Source organism: Paraburkholderia sp. BL9I2N2, from assembly GCF_004339745.1.
Lineage (GTDB): Bacteria > Pseudomonadota > Gammaproteobacteria > Burkholderiales > Burkholderiaceae > Paraburkholderia.
This window is the reverse complement of the sequence record NZ_SMGP01000001.1, coordinates 4,714,006-4,729,071: the sequence shown is the minus strand read 5'-3', so window position 1 is coordinate 4,729,071 and position 15,066 is coordinate 4,714,006. Positions and strand designations below refer to the sequence as shown.

The following is a 15,066-nucleotide window of genomic DNA, read 5'->3' as shown; positions in this document are numbered from 1 at the left end:
TCACAACCTCACCGAAATGCCCTGATCGGCCATGAAGCGCTTGGCCTCGCCCACGGTGTGTTCGCCGTAGTGGAAGATGCTCGCGGCGAGTACTGCGTCCGCGTGGCCGCTCTTGATGCCGTCGGCCAGATGCTGCAGATTGCCCACGCCGCCCGAAGCGATCACCGGAATCGGCACTGCGTCGGACACTGCGCGCGTGAGTGCAAGGTCGAAACCGCTCTTCGTGCCGTCGCGGTCCATGCTGGTGAGCAGGATTTCGCCAGCGCCGAGTTCGGCCATCTTGCGCGCCCATTCGACGGCTTCGAGGCCAGTGGCCTTGCGTCCGCCGTGCGTGAAGACTTCCCAGCGCGGCGGCTCGCCGTCCGCGGAGACGCGCTTTGCGTCGATCGCGACGACGATGCACTGCGAGCCGTACTTGTCCGTGGCGTCTTTCACGAGCTGCGGATTCGCCACCGCCGACGAGTTCATGCTGATCTTGTCCGCGCCCGCGTTCAGCAGGCGCCGCACGTCTTCGACGGCGCGCACGCCGCCGCCGACCGTCAGCGGGATAAACACTTGCGAGGCGACCGCTTCGATGATCGGCAGGATCAGATCGCGCTGATCCGAGGTCGCGGTGATATCGAGGAAGGTGAGTTCGTCGGCGCCCTGATCGTCGTAGCGGCGGGCGATTTCGACCGGGTCGCCCGCATCGCGTAGTTCGACGAAGTTGACGCCCTTGACCACGCGGCCAGCCGTGACGTCGAGACAGGGGATGATGCGTTTAGCTAGAGCCATGATCTTGCAATTCTGCCAATACCGCTGATGAGGCCGCTCGCTTTGAATTTCAGACGAACGGCACAGTGCCGGCGCGGCGAGCCGCGCGCGCCGGGCGCCCTGAGGCGCCTCTGCGCGAATGATGAGCCAAACGCGACGCCGCTTGAACGACCCTTAAGCGTCGTCCGATTCGCGCAGCCGGTCCGCGAGGGTTTGCGCCGCCGCGAAGTCGAGATCGCCCGAGTAAATCGCCCGGCCGCAGATCACGCCTTCGATGCCTTCGTCTTCGACTTCGCACAGCGATTCGATGTCGGCGAGGTTGGACAAGCCACCGCTCGCGATCACCGGAATCTTCACCGCGCGCGCAAGGCGCACCGTCGCTTCGATGTTGATGCCCTGAAGCATGCCGTCACGGCCGATATCGGTGTAGATGATCGACTCGCAGCCGTAGTCCTCGAACTTGCGCGCGAGATCGGCCACTTCGTGGCCGGTCAGCTTGCTCCAGCCGTCGGTCGCGACCTTGCCGTCTTTCGCATCCAGCCCGACGATGATATGGCCGCCGAACGCCGTGCAGGCATCCTGCAGGAAGCCGGGATTCTTCACCGCCGCCGTGCCGATGATCACGTACGACAAACCGTCGTCCAGATAGCGCTCGATCGTGTTCAGGTCGCGGATGCCGCCGCCCAGCTGCACGGGAATCTCGCCGCCCACTTCCTCGATGATCGCGCGAATCGCGTCTTCATTCTTCGGCTTGCCGGCGAACGCGCCATTCAGGTCGACGAGGTGCAGACGCCGGGCACCGCGATCGACCCAATGTCGGGCCATCGCCGCCGGTTCCTCGGAAAATATCGTCGCCTGGTCCATATCGCCCTGTTTGAGGCGTACACACTGACCGTCTTTCAGGTCGATGGCGGGAATCAGCAGCATAGCAATCGGGTGTTGTCTGGGAAGGGGTTGAAGGTCGGCGGCGGCGGCTGGTGGTCCAGCCCGCCGGGGCGCCGTTTCGCTAGTTTAGTACAACTCTTTCGACGCCCTTGCGCGGCGTCGTGGGTGAGCGAAATCGTGATGTTGCGATTGCGGCGCGCGGCACACGCTCCGCTTGTGGCGAAACGGCGCATGGCAACAGGATGAAGAAAGGCGCTCACGGGTTCCAGTGCACGAAGTTGCGATACACGCGCAGCCCCGCTTCGGCGCTCTTTTCCGGGTGGAATTGGGTCGCGAAGATGTTATCCCGCGCCACCGCCGAGGTAAAGGGCACACCGTACACCGTTTCGCCCGAGGTATGGGCGGCGTTGTCCGGCACCACGTAATAACTGTGCACGAAGTAGAAGAAGGCGTTGTCCGCGACGCCCTCCCACAGTGGGTGCGGCTGCGCCTGGCGCACGCGGTTCCAGCCCATTTGCGGGACTTTGAAGCGCGAACCGTCGTCCTGCAACTGGCCTTCCAGGTCGAAGCGCAGCACTTTGCCGGGCAAGAGGCCCAAGCCGGGCGTGCCGCCCTCCGCGCTCCAGTCGAACAGCATCTGCTCGCCGACGCATACGCCCATCAGCGGCTTGCTGCGCGACGCTTCAATCACCGCTTCCTGCAGGCCGGATTCGGCCAGGCTGCGCATGCAGTCGGGCATCGCGCCCTGGCCGGGCAGCACGACGCGGTCGGCCGCGCGAATCGCTTCAGGCTGGTCGACGATCGCCACGTCCGCTTCCGGCGCAGCTTTGCGCAGTGCCTGGGCCACCGAACGCAGGTTGCCCATTCCGTAATCCACAATCGCTATCGAAGTTTTCATTTCAAGTTAGGCAGCAATGCCTTCAGTCCATCGACGATGAATTCCACCGCCAGCGCCGATAACATCAAACCCATAAGCCGCGTGCCGATGTTGATACCCGTGCGACCGACCCAGCGGGCAATCGGTTCGGCGAGCCGCAGCGAAAAAAAGCAGATCGCCGCCAGCACCGCGCCGATCGCGACGAGGCTGATCCGGTCGTACCAATGCGCCGAGCCGGCCGCGTAGATGATCGTGGTGCTGATCGCGCCCGGACCGGTCAACAGCGGAATCGCCAGCGGCACGACCGCGATGTTGTCCTTCTGCTCGGCTTCATGGCGCTCTTCCGGCGTCGAACGGCTGTTGCCGATCTGCGCGTTCAGCATGTTGATCGCCATGAGCAGCATGATGATCCCGCCGCCCACTTCGAGCGAGCCGACCGAAATACCGAAGAAGCTGATGATCTGCTGCCCGAGCAGCGTGGTGATCGTGATCACGCAGAACACCGAAATCGCCGCAATGCGAATGGTTCTACGCCGCTCGGCATCGCTCTGATTCGCCGTCAGGCTCATGAAGAACGGGATCGCGCCGACCGGGTTGATCAGTGCCAGCAGCGAAATAAACGACTTCAGAATGTCCATCGCACACCGGGCGCGAGCGCATCGGCGCTGGTCCCGGTCCTGGTAAGTGAGTTGGCCAATGAGCCGGCCAACGAGCCGGCTAGTGAGCGCTTAAAGGCTGCCCTTGGTCGATGGAATCTGCCCCGCCGCGCGTTCGTCCAGTTCGGTGGCCATGCGCAACGCACGCCCGAACGCCTTGAATACCGTTTCCATCTGATGGTGGGCGTTCAGGCCGCGCAGGTTGTCGATATGCAGCGTGACGCCGGCATGATTCACGAAGCCGCGGAAAAACTCGATGGACAGATCGACGTCGAACGTGCCGATGCGCGCGCGCGTGAACGGCACATGGAATTCGAGGCCCGGACGGCCGGAAAAATCGATCACGACGCGCGACAGCGCTTCGTCGAGCGGCACGTAGGAATGACCGTAGCGGCGGATGCCCTTGCGGTCGCCGATCGCTTTCGCGACGGCCTGGCCGAGCGTGATCCCGGTGTCTTCGACCGTGTGATGGTCGTCGATATGCAGGTCGCCATGCGCTTCGATTTCGAGGTCGAACAATCCATGCCGCGCGATCTGGTCGAGCATGTGGTCCAGAAACGGCACACCGGTGGCCAGCTTTTGCTGACCGGTGCCGTCCAGATTGATCTTCACACGGATCTGCGTTTCGCTGGTGTTGCGAACGACTTCCGCAAGGCGCATGGTAATTCCTCGAATCTAGCTAGAAAGCGATAGGTAGGTGGGATGGGAAAACGGCGGGCCACGCGCGCTTTTCCGCAATATGGGAAAACGCTTGCGCGGCCGTTCGGCACGCCGTTCAGTTCAGCACGAGTTTCAGTGCAGCGATCAGTTGGGCGTTTTCTTCCGGCGAACCGACGGTCAAACGCACGCAATTGGCCAGCAATGCATGCATTTTACTCACGTTTTTGATCAGAACCCGCGCCGTCAGTAGCGTTTCGAACAGCACCGACGCGTCGGGTACGCGCACCAGCAGGAAATTACCGGCGCTCGGGAACACTTCGGCGCCCGGTAATTGGGACACCGCGTGCGCCAGTTTCGTACGTTCGTCGCGCAATTGCGCGGCTTGCGAGTCGAGCACGTCGACGTGGTCGAGCAGGAAATCGGCGGCGGCTTGCGTGAGCACGTTGGTGTTGTACGGCGGCCGCACTTTGTCGAATTCGGTCAGCCAGCCCGGTTTGCCGACCAGGTAGCCGAGACGGATCCCGGCGAGGCCGAGCTTGGACACCGTCCGCATCACGACGACGTTGTCGAACGCGTCGGCGCGCGGCAACCAGCTTTTCTGCGCGAACGGCTGGTAAGCCTCGTCGATCACCACGAGGCTCCTGGTTGCCGCAGCGATGATGCGTTCCATGTCGGCGTCGTCGTACAACGTGCCGGTCGGGTTGTTCGGGTAGGCAAGATAGATGATCGCCGGCTGGTGCTCGGCGATGGCGGCCAGCATCGCTTCGGTGTTGAGCGTGAAGTCCGCTTGCAGCGGCACGCCGATGAACTCGAGATTCGCCAGCTTCGCCGACATCTGATACATCACGAAGCCCGGCACCGGCGCGAGCACCTTGGCGCCCGGCTGCGCGCACGCGACCGACACCATGCTGATGATTTCATCCGAGCCGTTGCCGAGCAGCACGTCGCAGCCGGCCGGCACGCCCATCACACGCTTGATCTTCTCGATCAACGCATCCGGACGCGGCGCCGGATAGCGATTCAGCGCGATGCCGGCCAGGTGCTCGCCCAGATGCGCGGCCAGCACCGGCGGCAGCGTGAACGGATTTTCCATCGCGTCGAGCTTGATGTAGCCCGTGGCGTCGGGGACCGGATAGCTCGTCATCGCGAGCACGTCGCGGCGGATGATGTCTTGAGGTGTCGTCATAGGTCAGGTGAGCGGGCCGCGGGGGGAACGCCGGCCCGGCGTCGGCGGCATGCGGGCCGCCCCAGGTTGGTCTGTGTTGTCTTTATTAAACGGAGAACCGCGCGCAATCCGTCGCCGGCGTTCGCGGGCACCGGCTCGATGCCCGCGTGCCCGCGGTTTCAGCGTCGGATCAACCGCGCTCAGCCGGTTTGCCGCATCCGGTATTCGGCGCTGCGGGCATGCGCCTGCAGGCCTTCGCCGTAAGCGAGCTCGGCGGCGATCTCGCCGAGCGTCTGCGCGCCTTCCGCGCTGACCTCGATCACGCTTGAACGCTTAAAGAAATCATAGACGCCCAAAGGAGACGAGAACCGTGCGGTACGAGACGTAGGCAAAACGTGATTCGGCCCCGCGCAGTAGTCGCCGAGGCTTTCACTGGTGTAGCGGCCGAGGAAGATCGCGCCGGCATGGCGGATCAGTTGGCCCCACTGATGCGGCTCCAGCGCGGAGATTTCGAGGTGTTCCGGGGCGATGTCGTTGGCGATCGCGCAGGCTTGCTCCATATCGCGCACCTTGACCAGCGCGCCGCGGCCTTCCAGCGACGCGCGGATCACGTCGCGGCGCGGCATGGTGGGCAGCAGTTCGTCGATCGCGTCTTTCACGCGGCCGATGAACGCGTCGTCCGGGCACAGCAGAATGGACTGCGCGAGCTCGTCGTGCTCGGCTTGCGAGAACAGGTCCATCGCGACCCAGCGCGGGTCCGTGGTGCCGTCGCACAACACGAGGATTTCCGACGGCCCGGCGATCATGTCGATGCCGACCGTGCCGAACACCCGGCGTTTGGCCGATGCGACGTACGCGTTGCCGGGACCGCAGATCTTGTCGACCGCGGGAATGCTTGCCGTGCCGTAGGCCAGCGCGCCGACCGCCTGCGCGCCGCCGATCGTGAACACGCGGTCCACGCCGCCCAGCAGCGCGGCCGCGAGCACCAGCGGATTCTTCACACCGTCCGGCGTCGGCACGACCATGACGATTTCACGCACGCCGGCCACCCGCGCCGGAATCGCGTTCATCAGCACCGACGACGGATACGCCGCCTTGCCGCCCGGCACGTAGATACCCGCGCGATCCAGCGGCGTGACCTTCTGGCCGAGCACGGTGCCGTCGGCTTCCGTGTACTGCCAGCTATGGCTGCCGCATTCGATCTTCTGCTTCTCGTGGTAACCACGCACCCGCGCCGCCGCCGCTTCGAGCGCCGCACGGCGCTTCGGCTCGAGGCTTTCGAGCGCCGCTTCCAGTTCCGACATCGGCAGTTCGAGCGCGTCGACGCTCTTCGCCTCGACACGGTCGAAGCGCTTCGTGTACTCGAGCACCGCAGCGTCGCCGCGCGCCTTCACGTCGTTCAGAATCTGCGCGACCGAGCGCTCGATTGCTTCGTCTTCGCTCGCCTCGAACGCGAGCACCGCGTGCAGCGACTTCTGGAAGTCGGGAGCGGTGGAATCGAGTTTGCGAATCTTGATAGACATACGGGTATCCGTTTCGGTAAGGCGCGCTTTAGAACGTGGTCACACTGACACGATCAGGCCGTTGCGGCGCCGGCTTTCGACGCGCGTTCGAACGCGTCGAGAATCGGCCGCAACGCGGCGCGCTTGAGCTTCAGCGCCGCCTGATTCACAACGAGGCGCGACGAAATCTGCATGATCTCCTCCACCTCGACCAGATTGTTGGCGCGCAAGGTATTGCCCGAGCTCACCAGGTCGACGATCGCATCGGCGAGACCGACCAGCGGTGCCAGTTCCATCGAACCATACAGCTTGATCAGATCGACGTGCACGCCCTTGGCGGCAAAATGCTCACGGGCGGTTTCAACGTACTTGGTCGCCACCCGCAAACGGGCGCCCTGGCGCACCGCATTCGCATAATCGAAACCGGCGGCGACCGCGACCGACATGCGGCAACGCGCAATATCCAGGTCGACCGGCTGATACAGGCCGCTGCCGCCGTGTTCGAGCAGCACGTCCTTGCCCGCCACGCCGAAGTCGGCCGCGCCGTATTCGACATAGGTCGGCACGTCGGTGGCGCGCACGATGATCACGCGCAGGTTCGCGTCGGTAGTTGGCAGGATCAGCTTGCGCGAGGTTTCCGGGTCTTCGGCCACTTCGATGCCGGCTGCGGCGAGCAGCGGCAAGGTCTCCTCGAAGATACGCCCTTTCGACAACGCCAGCGTGAGCGGTGCGCTCACCGCCGGCGACGACGAAGTTTGCGCCATGGCGCTCATGCCTGGCTCCCCGAGACCCGGCGCACCTTCGCGCCGATGGCGGTGAGTTTGGTTTCCATCCGGTCGTAACCGCGGTCGAGGTGATAGATCCGGTCGATCAGCGTTTCACCGTCGGCGCGCAAGGCGGCGATCACGAGACTCGCGGACGCGCGCAGATCGGTCGCCATCACCTTCGCGCCGGACAGCTGGTCGACACCGGTCACGAGCGCGGTGTTGCCGTCGATCGTGATGTTGGCGCCGAGACGGTTCAGTTCCTGCACGTGCATGAAGCGGTTTTCGAAGATCGTTTCGACGACCTGCGAGGTGCCCGTCGCGATCGTGTTCAGCGCCATGAACTGCGCCTGCATGTCGGTCGGGAACGCCGGGTATTCGGAGGTGCGGAACGTGACCGCGCTCGGCCGCTTGTCCATTGCGCACGCGCATCCAGTCGTCGCCCTCTTCGATCGTGACGCCGGCTTCGCGCAGCTTTTCGGTGACCGCTTCGAGAATCAGCGGACGCACTTTGCGCAACGTGACATCGCCACCGGCTGCCGCCACCGCGCACAGGAACGTGCCGGCTTCGATCCGGTCCGGAATCACCGTGTGCTTCGCGCCATGCAGCTTGTCGACGCCCTGGATCACGAGACGGTCCGTGCCGATGCCTTCGATGTTCGCGCCCATCTCGACCAGCAGATGCGCAAGGTCGCCGACTTCCGGCTCACGCGCCGCGTTCTCGATGACGGTTTCGCCTTCGGCCAGCACGGCGGCCATCAGCAGGTTTTCGGTGCCGGTCACGGTGATCATGTCGGTGACGATGCGCGCCCCCTTCAGACGCTTCGCGCGCGCCTCGATGAAGCCGTGCTCGATCGTGATCTCGGCGCCCATGGCCTGCAGGCCTTTGATGTGCTGATCCACCGGACGCGCGCCGATCGCGCAGCCACCCGGCAGCGAAACACGCGCGTGACCGAAGCGCGCGACCAGCGGGCCGAGCACGAGGATCGACGCACGCATGGTCTTCACCATCTCGTACGGCGCGACGAGGTTATCGACCTTCGACGCGTTCAGCGACACACGCCCGTCCCCGCTCTCGATCTGCACGCCCATCTGGCCGAGCAGCTTGAGCATCGTGCGCACGTCCTGCAAGTCGGGCACGTTTTCCAGATGCACCGGCTCCGCGCTGAGCAGACTCGCGCACAGAATCGGCAACGCCGCATTCTTCGCACCCGAGACGACGACTTCACCCGACAGCGGGTAGCCACCTTCAATGACGAGTTTATCCATGCCTGTCAGTTCCTGATTGACCCGGACTTCGGCCGGGGCTGCTTTGACTGTGTTCGGCGCGCCGCTACCGGCCTCGGCGCCCTTCTTGAGTAATTCGCACTAAATTTCCAGATTACGCGTTCTGCCATTCGGCGGGCGTCAGCGTCTTCATGCTGAGCGCGTGGATTTCTTCGCGCATGCGGTCGCCGAGCGCCGCATACACGAGTTGATGTCGCTGGATCAGACGCTTGCCTTCGAAGCTCGGCGAAACGATGGTCGCAAAGAAATGCTGGCCGTCGCCTTCGACTTCGAGATGCTGGCAGGCGAGCCCAGCCGCGATGTATTGCTTGACCTGTTCGGGAGTCGGCAACATGAGAGAAGCTCCTGATCAGTGGCGCAGTTTGTAGCCGGAAGCGAGCATGCGCATCGCCACCACGGCCAGCACCACAAAGAAACCGGCAACGATCGCGAGGCTCGCGAGCGGATTGATATCCGACATCCCGAAGAAACCGTAGCGAAAGCCGTCGATCATGTAGAAAAAGGGATTCAGCCGCGACACTTCGCGCCACACCGGTGGCAGCGTGTGAGTGGAGTAGAACACGCCCGAGAGGAACGTGAGCGGCATGATCAGAAAATTTTGAAACGCGGCAAGCTGATCGAATTTGTCGGCCCAGATACCGGCGATCAAACCGAGCGTGCCGAGAATCGCCGCGCCGAAAATCGCGAAGAGAATGATGTAGAGCGGCGCGCTGAAACTGACCGGCACGAACCAGATCGTCACGATGAATACGCCGAAGCCGACCGCCAGCCCGCGCGCCACGGCCGCGAGCACATAGGCGCCGAACATCTCGTAATGCGACAGCGGCGGCAGCAACACGAACACCAGGTTGCCGGTGATCTTCGACTGGATCAGCGAAGACGAACTGTTTGCAAATGCATTTTGCAACACGCTCATCATCACGAGACCCGGAATCAGGAAACTCGTGTATTCGACACCCGGATAGACCTGCACATGGCCGCGCAACGCGTGGCCGAAAATCGTCAGATACAGGAGTGCGGTAATGACCGGCGCCAGCACGGTCTGGAACGCCACCTTCCAGAAACGCAGGAGCTCTTTGTAAAACAGCGTACGGAAACCGCTCATGCAAGCCCCTCGATCACTTCAGGACCGTTCATCACCTGAACGAACACATCTTCGAGGTCGGCTTTGCGAACCTCGATTTCTTCGAAGATGCAGCCCGCTGCGCGGCACTGCGCGAGAATTGTTTCGACGTCGTCGTAGCTCGCCAGACGCAGCAGATGCTGACGGCCATTGCCGTTGCCCGTGCCGCTTTCCACTTCGAGCGGACGCAGATCGACCGGCAAGACGCCTTGCGAGAAACGCAGGAACAGCTGCATGCCGGCGAAGCGTTGCAACAGCGCGCTGGTGCGCTCGAGCGCGACGACTTCGCCGCGCCGCAGCATCGCGATGCGGTCGCACAGCGATTCGGCTTCTTCCAGGTAATGCGTGGTCAGCACGATGGTGTGGCCTTCGCGGTTCAGACGCGAAATGAATTTCCACAGCGTTTGCCGCAATTCGACGTCGACGCCCGCGGTCGGCTCGTCGAGCACGATCACCGGCGGCCGATGCACCAGCGCCTGCGCGACCAGCACGCGGCGCTTCATGCCCCCCGACAGCGCGCGCATGTTGGCATCGGCTTTGTCGGTGAGGTCGAGATTGGCCATGATCTCGTCGATCCACGCGTCGTTGTTGCGCAGCCCGTAGTAGCCGGACTGGATGCGCAAGGTTTCGCGGACCGTGAAGAACGGATCGAACACCAGTTCTTGCGGCACCACGCCGAGCGCGCGGCGCGCGTCACGGAAATCGCTGACGACGTCGTGGCCGCGCACGGCAATGCTGCCTTCATCGGCGCGCGCGAGCCCGGCGAGGATGCTGATGAGCGTCGTCTTGCCCGCGCCGTTCGGACCGAGCAGTCCGAAGAACTCGCCTTCTTCAACTGTGAGGCTGACGCCCTTGAGCGCCTGCAAATCCTTGTAGCGCTTCTTGACGTTACGAATTTCTATGGCTGACATGACTGTGGGCCGCGTGCGTCGCGGCGCCTAAAGGAGCCCTGGGAGGGCGCACAAATGCTGGAAGGAACGGAATTGGGGCCGGTTATGTGCCCCAAAAAACGTTTGATTATAGGGCAAAAATCTGTAGCCCTATCTCAGCAGGAGGTGTTTGGATGTGACGCGTTAGAGCGTCAATGTCGCGCGGCGATGAGGGTATCGACGCCGTAGGCTTGCGCGAGACTGGCGAGACCAGCCGGCAGATTGACGATCTCGAACGCGGCACCGCGTGCCTGGGCGGCACGCTGCCACGCGAGGAGGACGGCCAGCGCGGACGAATCGAACTGCGCGAGCGGTGCGCAGTCCACGCCCGTCGCGCCCGCCGCGATACGTTGCAAACCCGCCGCGAGCGCGGCATTCGCGCTCGCGTGGGTCAGCGTCGCGCCGCTCTCGAAGCGGCTGACGACGGGGCTCAGCACTTCGCTCACGACTGCTTGCCCGCGGCGAGTTGCTGGTTGCGCTGCGTGAGGAACTGGATCAGTCCGTCCACGCCCTTCTGCTGGATCTGCTCGTTGAACTGCTGCTGGTACGCCTGGATCAGCCATGCGCCGAGCACGTTGATGTCATACACGCGCCAGCCTTGCGGCGTCTTGTACAGACGGTAGTCGAGTTCGATCGGCGAGCCGTTGTTCATCACAACCGAGCGCACCACCGTGTCGGTGTCGTCCGGGTTCATGCGGAACGGCTTGTACTGGATCTCCTGATCGCGCACCTGAGCCAACGCGCCCGAGTACGTACGGATCAGCAGCATCTTGAACTGCTCGACCACCGCGTTTTGCTGCTCCGGCGTAGCGGTGCGCCAGTTGCGGCCCATCGCCAGTTGCGTGGTGCGGCGGAAATCCGTGTACGGCAGGATCTTTTCGTTGACCAGCTTGGTGATGTGCGAGATGTCACCTTGCTGGATCGACTTGTCTGCACGAATTGCGTCGATCACCTGCTGGGTGACCGTCTTGACCATGCCGTCGGGCGAATTGGTGTCGACCGTTTGTGCCGATGCACCGGCACTAGCAAACGAGAACAACGCGGCGAACAGCGGAATCAGGAAGAATTTTTTCATTTGAAGCCTTGCCTTAAAAATAGTGCAACCGTTTGAACCGACATTAGCACGCGAGTTCAGCAGCAATCCATGCGCAAACTGCGAGAGTCGTATCGATCTGTTACGGCCGTACGATCAACGCAATTTGAATGACGGAAAGTTGAAACGCGTGGGCGGGACCAGTTGACCGGCCGGGATCTGCGTCGTCTCAGGGCCGCCGTTCAGGTCCAGCGGCGGTGATTCCGAGCTACCCGAAGCGGCCTCTGGCGCGGCAGCGGTGGCCGATGCGGCTTGCGGCGGCGTTGCCGCGGTCGCACCCGAAGCCGCCTTCGCGGCAGCAGCACCCTGCGTGCCCGCCGCACCAGCCGCCGCGCCGCTGTCGACGTCGTCGTACTTCGGCAGCGGCGCTTCGTCGCCGTAGTTGGGGAGCGCCGCAGACTGCTTGCCATCCGACAGCAGATACTGACGGCGTTGCAAATACGCGTTACGCACGAACGAATATTTGTCGAGCGCGGCGCCTTCCAGCACATCACTCGCATTCAACAGATTCGCGCGCGTGTTGACGATGTTCAAGCCGTACAGCGCCCAGCTCAGACCATCCGGATGAATGTAACTGAGCGGATTCACATAGTAGTTGCCGATCGAGCCGACCGCGTCGCGCACGGTGCTCGGCCCGAACAGCGGCAGCACGAGATACGGGCCCGCCGGCACGCCGTAGTGGCCCAGCGTGAGGCCGAGGTCGTTGTCGTGCTTGGGCAGCTTGGCGAGCGTCGCCACGTCGAACAGGCCGCCCACGCCGAACACGGTGTTGATCACGATCCGCATGATGTCTTCGACACCGTCGGTGATCTTCAACTGCAGCAGGTTGTTTGCCGCAATGTAGACGTCGCCGATGTTCGAGAAGAAGTTCGTCACGCTGTCGCGCACCGGCTGCGGCGTGATGAACACGTAGCCCTTCGCGACCGGCTTGAGCGCGTACTGATCGAGCTTGTCGTTGACCGTGAAGATGGTGCGGTTCAAACCTTCGAGCGGGTCGCCCTTGGTCGGCGTCTGCACCGTCGAACAGCCGGCGAGCAGCGCTGCGGCTACCGCCAGCTTACCGGCCTGGAAGGCGCGCGCGCCGCTGATGCGTGTGGTCTGCATTCTTGTTCTCCTTATTGAGCGGCCGCGCCGGAGGCGGGCAAGCTCGGCGCCGCCGGCGCCGCCGCAGGCGCGGGCGTGCCCGTCGCCGCGCCAGGTTTGGACGCACCCGAATCCGCGGCCTTGCTGTACAGAAATTGGCCGATGAGGTTTTCCAGCACGATCGCCGACTGCGTCATGGAGATGGTGTCGCCCGCCTTGAGCATTTCGGTGTCGCCGCCGGGTTCGAGCCCGATGTATTGCTCGCCGAGCAGACCCGAGGTCAGGATCTTCGCCGAGGTGTCTTTCGGAAACTGGTACTGCTTGTCGAGGTCGATCGTGACGACGGCCTGGTAGGCGTTGCTGTCGAAGCCGATCGAATCGACGCGGCCAACCGTCACGCCGGCGCTTTTCACGGGCGCGCGCGCCTTCAGTCCGCCGATATTGTCGAACTTGAGCTTGACCGGATACGTTGCCTGGAACGACAACGAGCTCATGTTGCCGGCCTTCAGCGCGAGAAACAGCAACGCCACGAAACCCAGCACCACGAACAGGCCGACCCAGAAGTCGAGAGCAGCAGTCTTTTTCATCGTCATCCCAAAGTGAATCCGCCACGCCGCCGATACTCCCCGCCGCGCGCGCCCAGTGACGCGTCGCCGGCGGAAAACGCGCAGCGCAGTCTTAGCTGAACATCAGTGCGGTCAGCAGAAAATCGAGGCCGAGCACCGCAAGCGACGCGTACACGACCGTCTTGGTCGTGGCGCGCGACACGCCTTCCGGCGTCGGCTTGGCTTCATAGCCTTGAAACAGCGCAACGAACGTCACCGCGAGCCCGAATACCACGCTCTTGACGACCCCGGCGCCGACATCGCGCCAGACATCGACGCCGCCTTGCATCTGCGACCAGAACGCGCCGGCATCGACGCCGATCAGCAGTACGCCCACCACATAACCACCGAACACGCCGACCGCGCTGAAGATCGCGGCGAGGATCGGCATCGAAATAATGCCCGCCCACAGGCGCGGCGCGACCACGACCTTGACCGGGTCGACCGCCATCATTTCCATCGCGGTCAGTTGCTCGCCGGCCTTCATCAAGCCGATCTCGGCGGTGAGCGACGTCCCGGCGCGCCCGGCGAACAGCAGCGCCGTGACCACCGGACCGAGTTCGCGCACCAGCGACAGCGCGACCAGCAGGCCGAGCGCCTGCTCGGAGCCGTACCGGTTCAGCGTGTAATAGCCCTGCAGGCCGAGCACGAAGCCGACGAACAGGCCCGACACGGCAATGATCACCAGCGAATAGTTACCTACGAAGTGGATCTGCTTCGTGACAAGACGCGGACGGCGCAACAACGGGAAAAATTCGAGCAGCAGCCTGAAGAAAAACCGCGTGGCGTAGCCGGCCGTGCCCAGCCCGTCGATCACCGAGCGGCCGATCGCACTGATCATGACTGACCTCCGCCGATGCCGAAGTCCGCCGCGAGCGGCGTCTTGCTGGGATAGTGAAATTTGAAGGGGCCGTCCGGCGCGCCGTCGATGAACTGACGCACGGTGGCATCGGTCGACGCGCGCAGTTCGGCGGGCGTGCCTTCGGCGTGAACCCCGCCGTTGGCGAGGAAGTAGACGTAATCGGCGATCGCGAACGATTCCGGCACGTCGTGCGTGACGAGAATCGAGGTGGCGCCGAGCGCCTGATTGAGCGCGCGAATCAGGTTCGCGGTGATGCCGAGTGAGATCGGATCGAGGCCGGCGAACGGCTCGTCGTACATCATCAGTTCGGGATCGAGCGCGATGGCGCGAGCCAGCGCGACACGCCGCGCCATGCCGCCCGAAATCTCCGAAGGCGCCAGATCGCGCGCGCCCCGCAGACCGACCGCGTTGAGCTTCATCAGCACGAGGTCGCGGATCAGTTCTTCGGGGAGGTCGGTGTGCTCACGCAGCGCGAAGGCGACGTTTTCGAACACGGACATGTCGGTGAACAGCGCGCCAAACTGGAACAGCATGCCCATCTTGCGGCGCAGCGCGTACAGGCCGTCGCGCGTTTGCCGGCCGACGTCCTGGCCCTGGAACAGGATCTGGCCGCGCTGCGCGCGCACCAGGCCGCCGATCAGGCGCAGCACCGTGGTCTTGCCGCAGCCCGACCCGCCCATGACCGCGACTACCTGGCCGCGCTTGAAGCGCAGATTCAGGTTCGACAGGACGAGCCGGTCGCCATAACCGAAGTCGACGTCGCGCAGCTCGAGTAAGGTCTCGGGAGAGGAAGACACGAAACGGACAGTCCTTTTACACGGA

Annotated in this window: 17 protein-coding genes and 1 pseudogene; all 18 read right to left on the bottom strand. The window is 63.6% G+C overall.

Features of this window, described 5'->3' with window-relative positions:
* Window positions 1-774 (bottom strand): imidazole glycerol phosphate synthase subunit HisF, encoded by a 774-nt coding sequence (gene hisF, locus B0G74_RS21655; RefSeq protein WP_013589770.1) that lies wholly within the window; start codon window positions 772-774, stop codon window positions 1-3.
* Between the two features lie 153 nt (window positions 775-927).
* Window positions 928-1,680 (bottom strand): 1-(5-phosphoribosyl)-5-[(5-phosphoribosylamino)methylideneamino]imidazole-4-carboxamide isomerase, encoded by a 753-nt coding sequence (gene hisA, locus B0G74_RS21650; protein ID WP_042329166.1) that lies wholly within the window; start codon window positions 1,678-1,680, stop codon window positions 928-930.
* 214 nt (window positions 1,681-1,894) lie between these two features.
* Window positions 1,895-2,536 (bottom strand): imidazole glycerol phosphate synthase subunit HisH, encoded by a 642-nt coding sequence (gene hisH / locus B0G74_RS21645; RefSeq protein WP_132376749.1) that lies wholly within the window; start codon window positions 2,534-2,536, stop codon window positions 1,895-1,897.
* Entirely contained in the window at window positions 2,533-3,153 is a 621-nt protein-coding gene (locus B0G74_RS21640) for a MarC family protein (protein WP_132376748.1), read from the bottom strand. Before B0G74_RS21640 ends, hisH begins: the two co-directional genes overlap by 4 nt.
* Window positions 3,154-3,243: 90 nt before the next feature.
* Window positions 3,244-3,831: an imidazoleglycerol-phosphate dehydratase HisB gene (hisB, locus tag B0G74_RS21635; RefSeq protein ID WP_064267519.1), complete on the bottom strand. Its 588-nt coding sequence runs from the start codon at window positions 3,829-3,831 to the stop codon at window positions 3,244-3,246.
* 115 nt (window positions 3,832-3,946) lie between these two features.
* Window positions 3,947-5,017 (bottom strand): histidinol-phosphate transaminase, encoded by a 1,071-nt coding sequence (hisC, locus tag B0G74_RS21630; protein ID WP_132376747.1) that lies wholly within the window; start codon window positions 5,015-5,017, stop codon window positions 3,947-3,949.
* Window positions 5,018-5,196: 179 nt separating this feature from the next.
* Window positions 5,197-6,519 carry a histidinol dehydrogenase gene (hisD, locus tag B0G74_RS21625; RefSeq protein WP_132376746.1) on the bottom strand — a complete coding sequence of 441 codons (1,323 nt, stop codon included), beginning with the start codon at window positions 6,517-6,519 and terminating at the stop codon, window positions 5,197-5,199.
* 53 nt (window positions 6,520-6,572) lie between these two features.
* Window positions 6,573-7,271, bottom strand: coding sequence for an ATP phosphoribosyltransferase (gene hisG, locus B0G74_RS21620; protein ID WP_132376745.1), 699 nt, complete (start codon window positions 7,269-7,271; stop codon window positions 6,573-6,575).
* Window positions 7,268-8,534: pseudogene (murA, locus tag B0G74_RS21615) on the bottom strand (UDP-N-acetylglucosamine 1-carboxyvinyltransferase); the annotation flags it as partial. The gene hisG and the pseudogene murA, both read right to left, overlap by 4 nt.
* Before the next feature lie 109 nt (window positions 8,535-8,643).
* Window positions 8,644-8,883, bottom strand: coding sequence for a BolA family protein (locus tag B0G74_RS21610; RefSeq protein ID WP_006052280.1), 240 nt, complete (start codon window positions 8,881-8,883; stop codon window positions 8,644-8,646).
* Between the two features lie 15 nt (window positions 8,884-8,898).
* On the bottom strand, window positions 8,899-9,654 hold the full coding sequence (locus B0G74_RS21605; RefSeq protein ID WP_132376744.1) for an ABC transporter permease: 756 nt from the start codon (window positions 9,652-9,654) through the stop codon (window positions 8,899-8,901).
* Window positions 9,651-10,583 carry an ABC transporter ATP-binding protein gene (locus B0G74_RS21600; protein ID WP_132376743.1) on the bottom strand — a complete coding sequence of 311 codons (933 nt, stop codon included), beginning with the start codon at window positions 10,581-10,583 and terminating at the stop codon, window positions 9,651-9,653. Before B0G74_RS21600 ends, B0G74_RS21605 begins: the two co-directional genes overlap by 4 nt.
* 170 nt (window positions 10,584-10,753) lie before the next feature.
* On the bottom strand, window positions 10,754-11,047 hold the full coding sequence (locus B0G74_RS21595; protein ID WP_132376742.1) for an STAS domain-containing protein: 294 nt from the start codon (window positions 11,045-11,047) through the stop codon (window positions 10,754-10,756).
* Window positions 11,044-11,676: an ABC transporter substrate-binding protein gene (locus B0G74_RS21590; RefSeq protein WP_132376741.1), complete on the bottom strand. Its 633-nt coding sequence runs from the start codon at window positions 11,674-11,676 to the stop codon at window positions 11,044-11,046. The genes B0G74_RS21595 and B0G74_RS21590 overlap by 4 nt, the downstream gene beginning before the upstream one ends.
* Before the next feature lie 114 nt (window positions 11,677-11,790).
* Complete coding sequence (locus B0G74_RS21585; RefSeq protein WP_132376740.1) at window positions 11,791-12,798, bottom strand: VacJ family lipoprotein; 1,008 nt, start codon at window positions 12,796-12,798, stop codon at window positions 11,791-11,793.
* Between the two features lie 11 nt (window positions 12,799-12,809).
* Entirely contained in the window at window positions 12,810-13,364 is a 555-nt protein-coding gene (gene mlaD / locus B0G74_RS21580) for an outer membrane lipid asymmetry maintenance protein MlaD (RefSeq protein ID WP_132376739.1), read from the bottom strand.
* Window positions 13,365-13,455: 91 nt separating this feature from the next.
* The gene (gene mlaE, locus B0G74_RS21575) at window positions 13,456-14,223 is read right to left on the bottom strand and encodes a lipid asymmetry maintenance ABC transporter permease subunit MlaE (protein WP_132376738.1); all 768 of its coding nucleotides are present in this window, start codon (window positions 14,221-14,223) and stop codon (window positions 13,456-13,458) included.
* Window positions 14,220-15,041: an ABC transporter ATP-binding protein gene (locus tag B0G74_RS21570; protein WP_132376737.1), complete on the bottom strand. Its 822-nt coding sequence runs from the start codon at window positions 15,039-15,041 to the stop codon at window positions 14,220-14,222. The genes mlaE and B0G74_RS21570 overlap by 4 nt, the downstream gene beginning before the upstream one ends.
* Window positions 15,042-15,066: the final 25 nt, after the last annotated feature.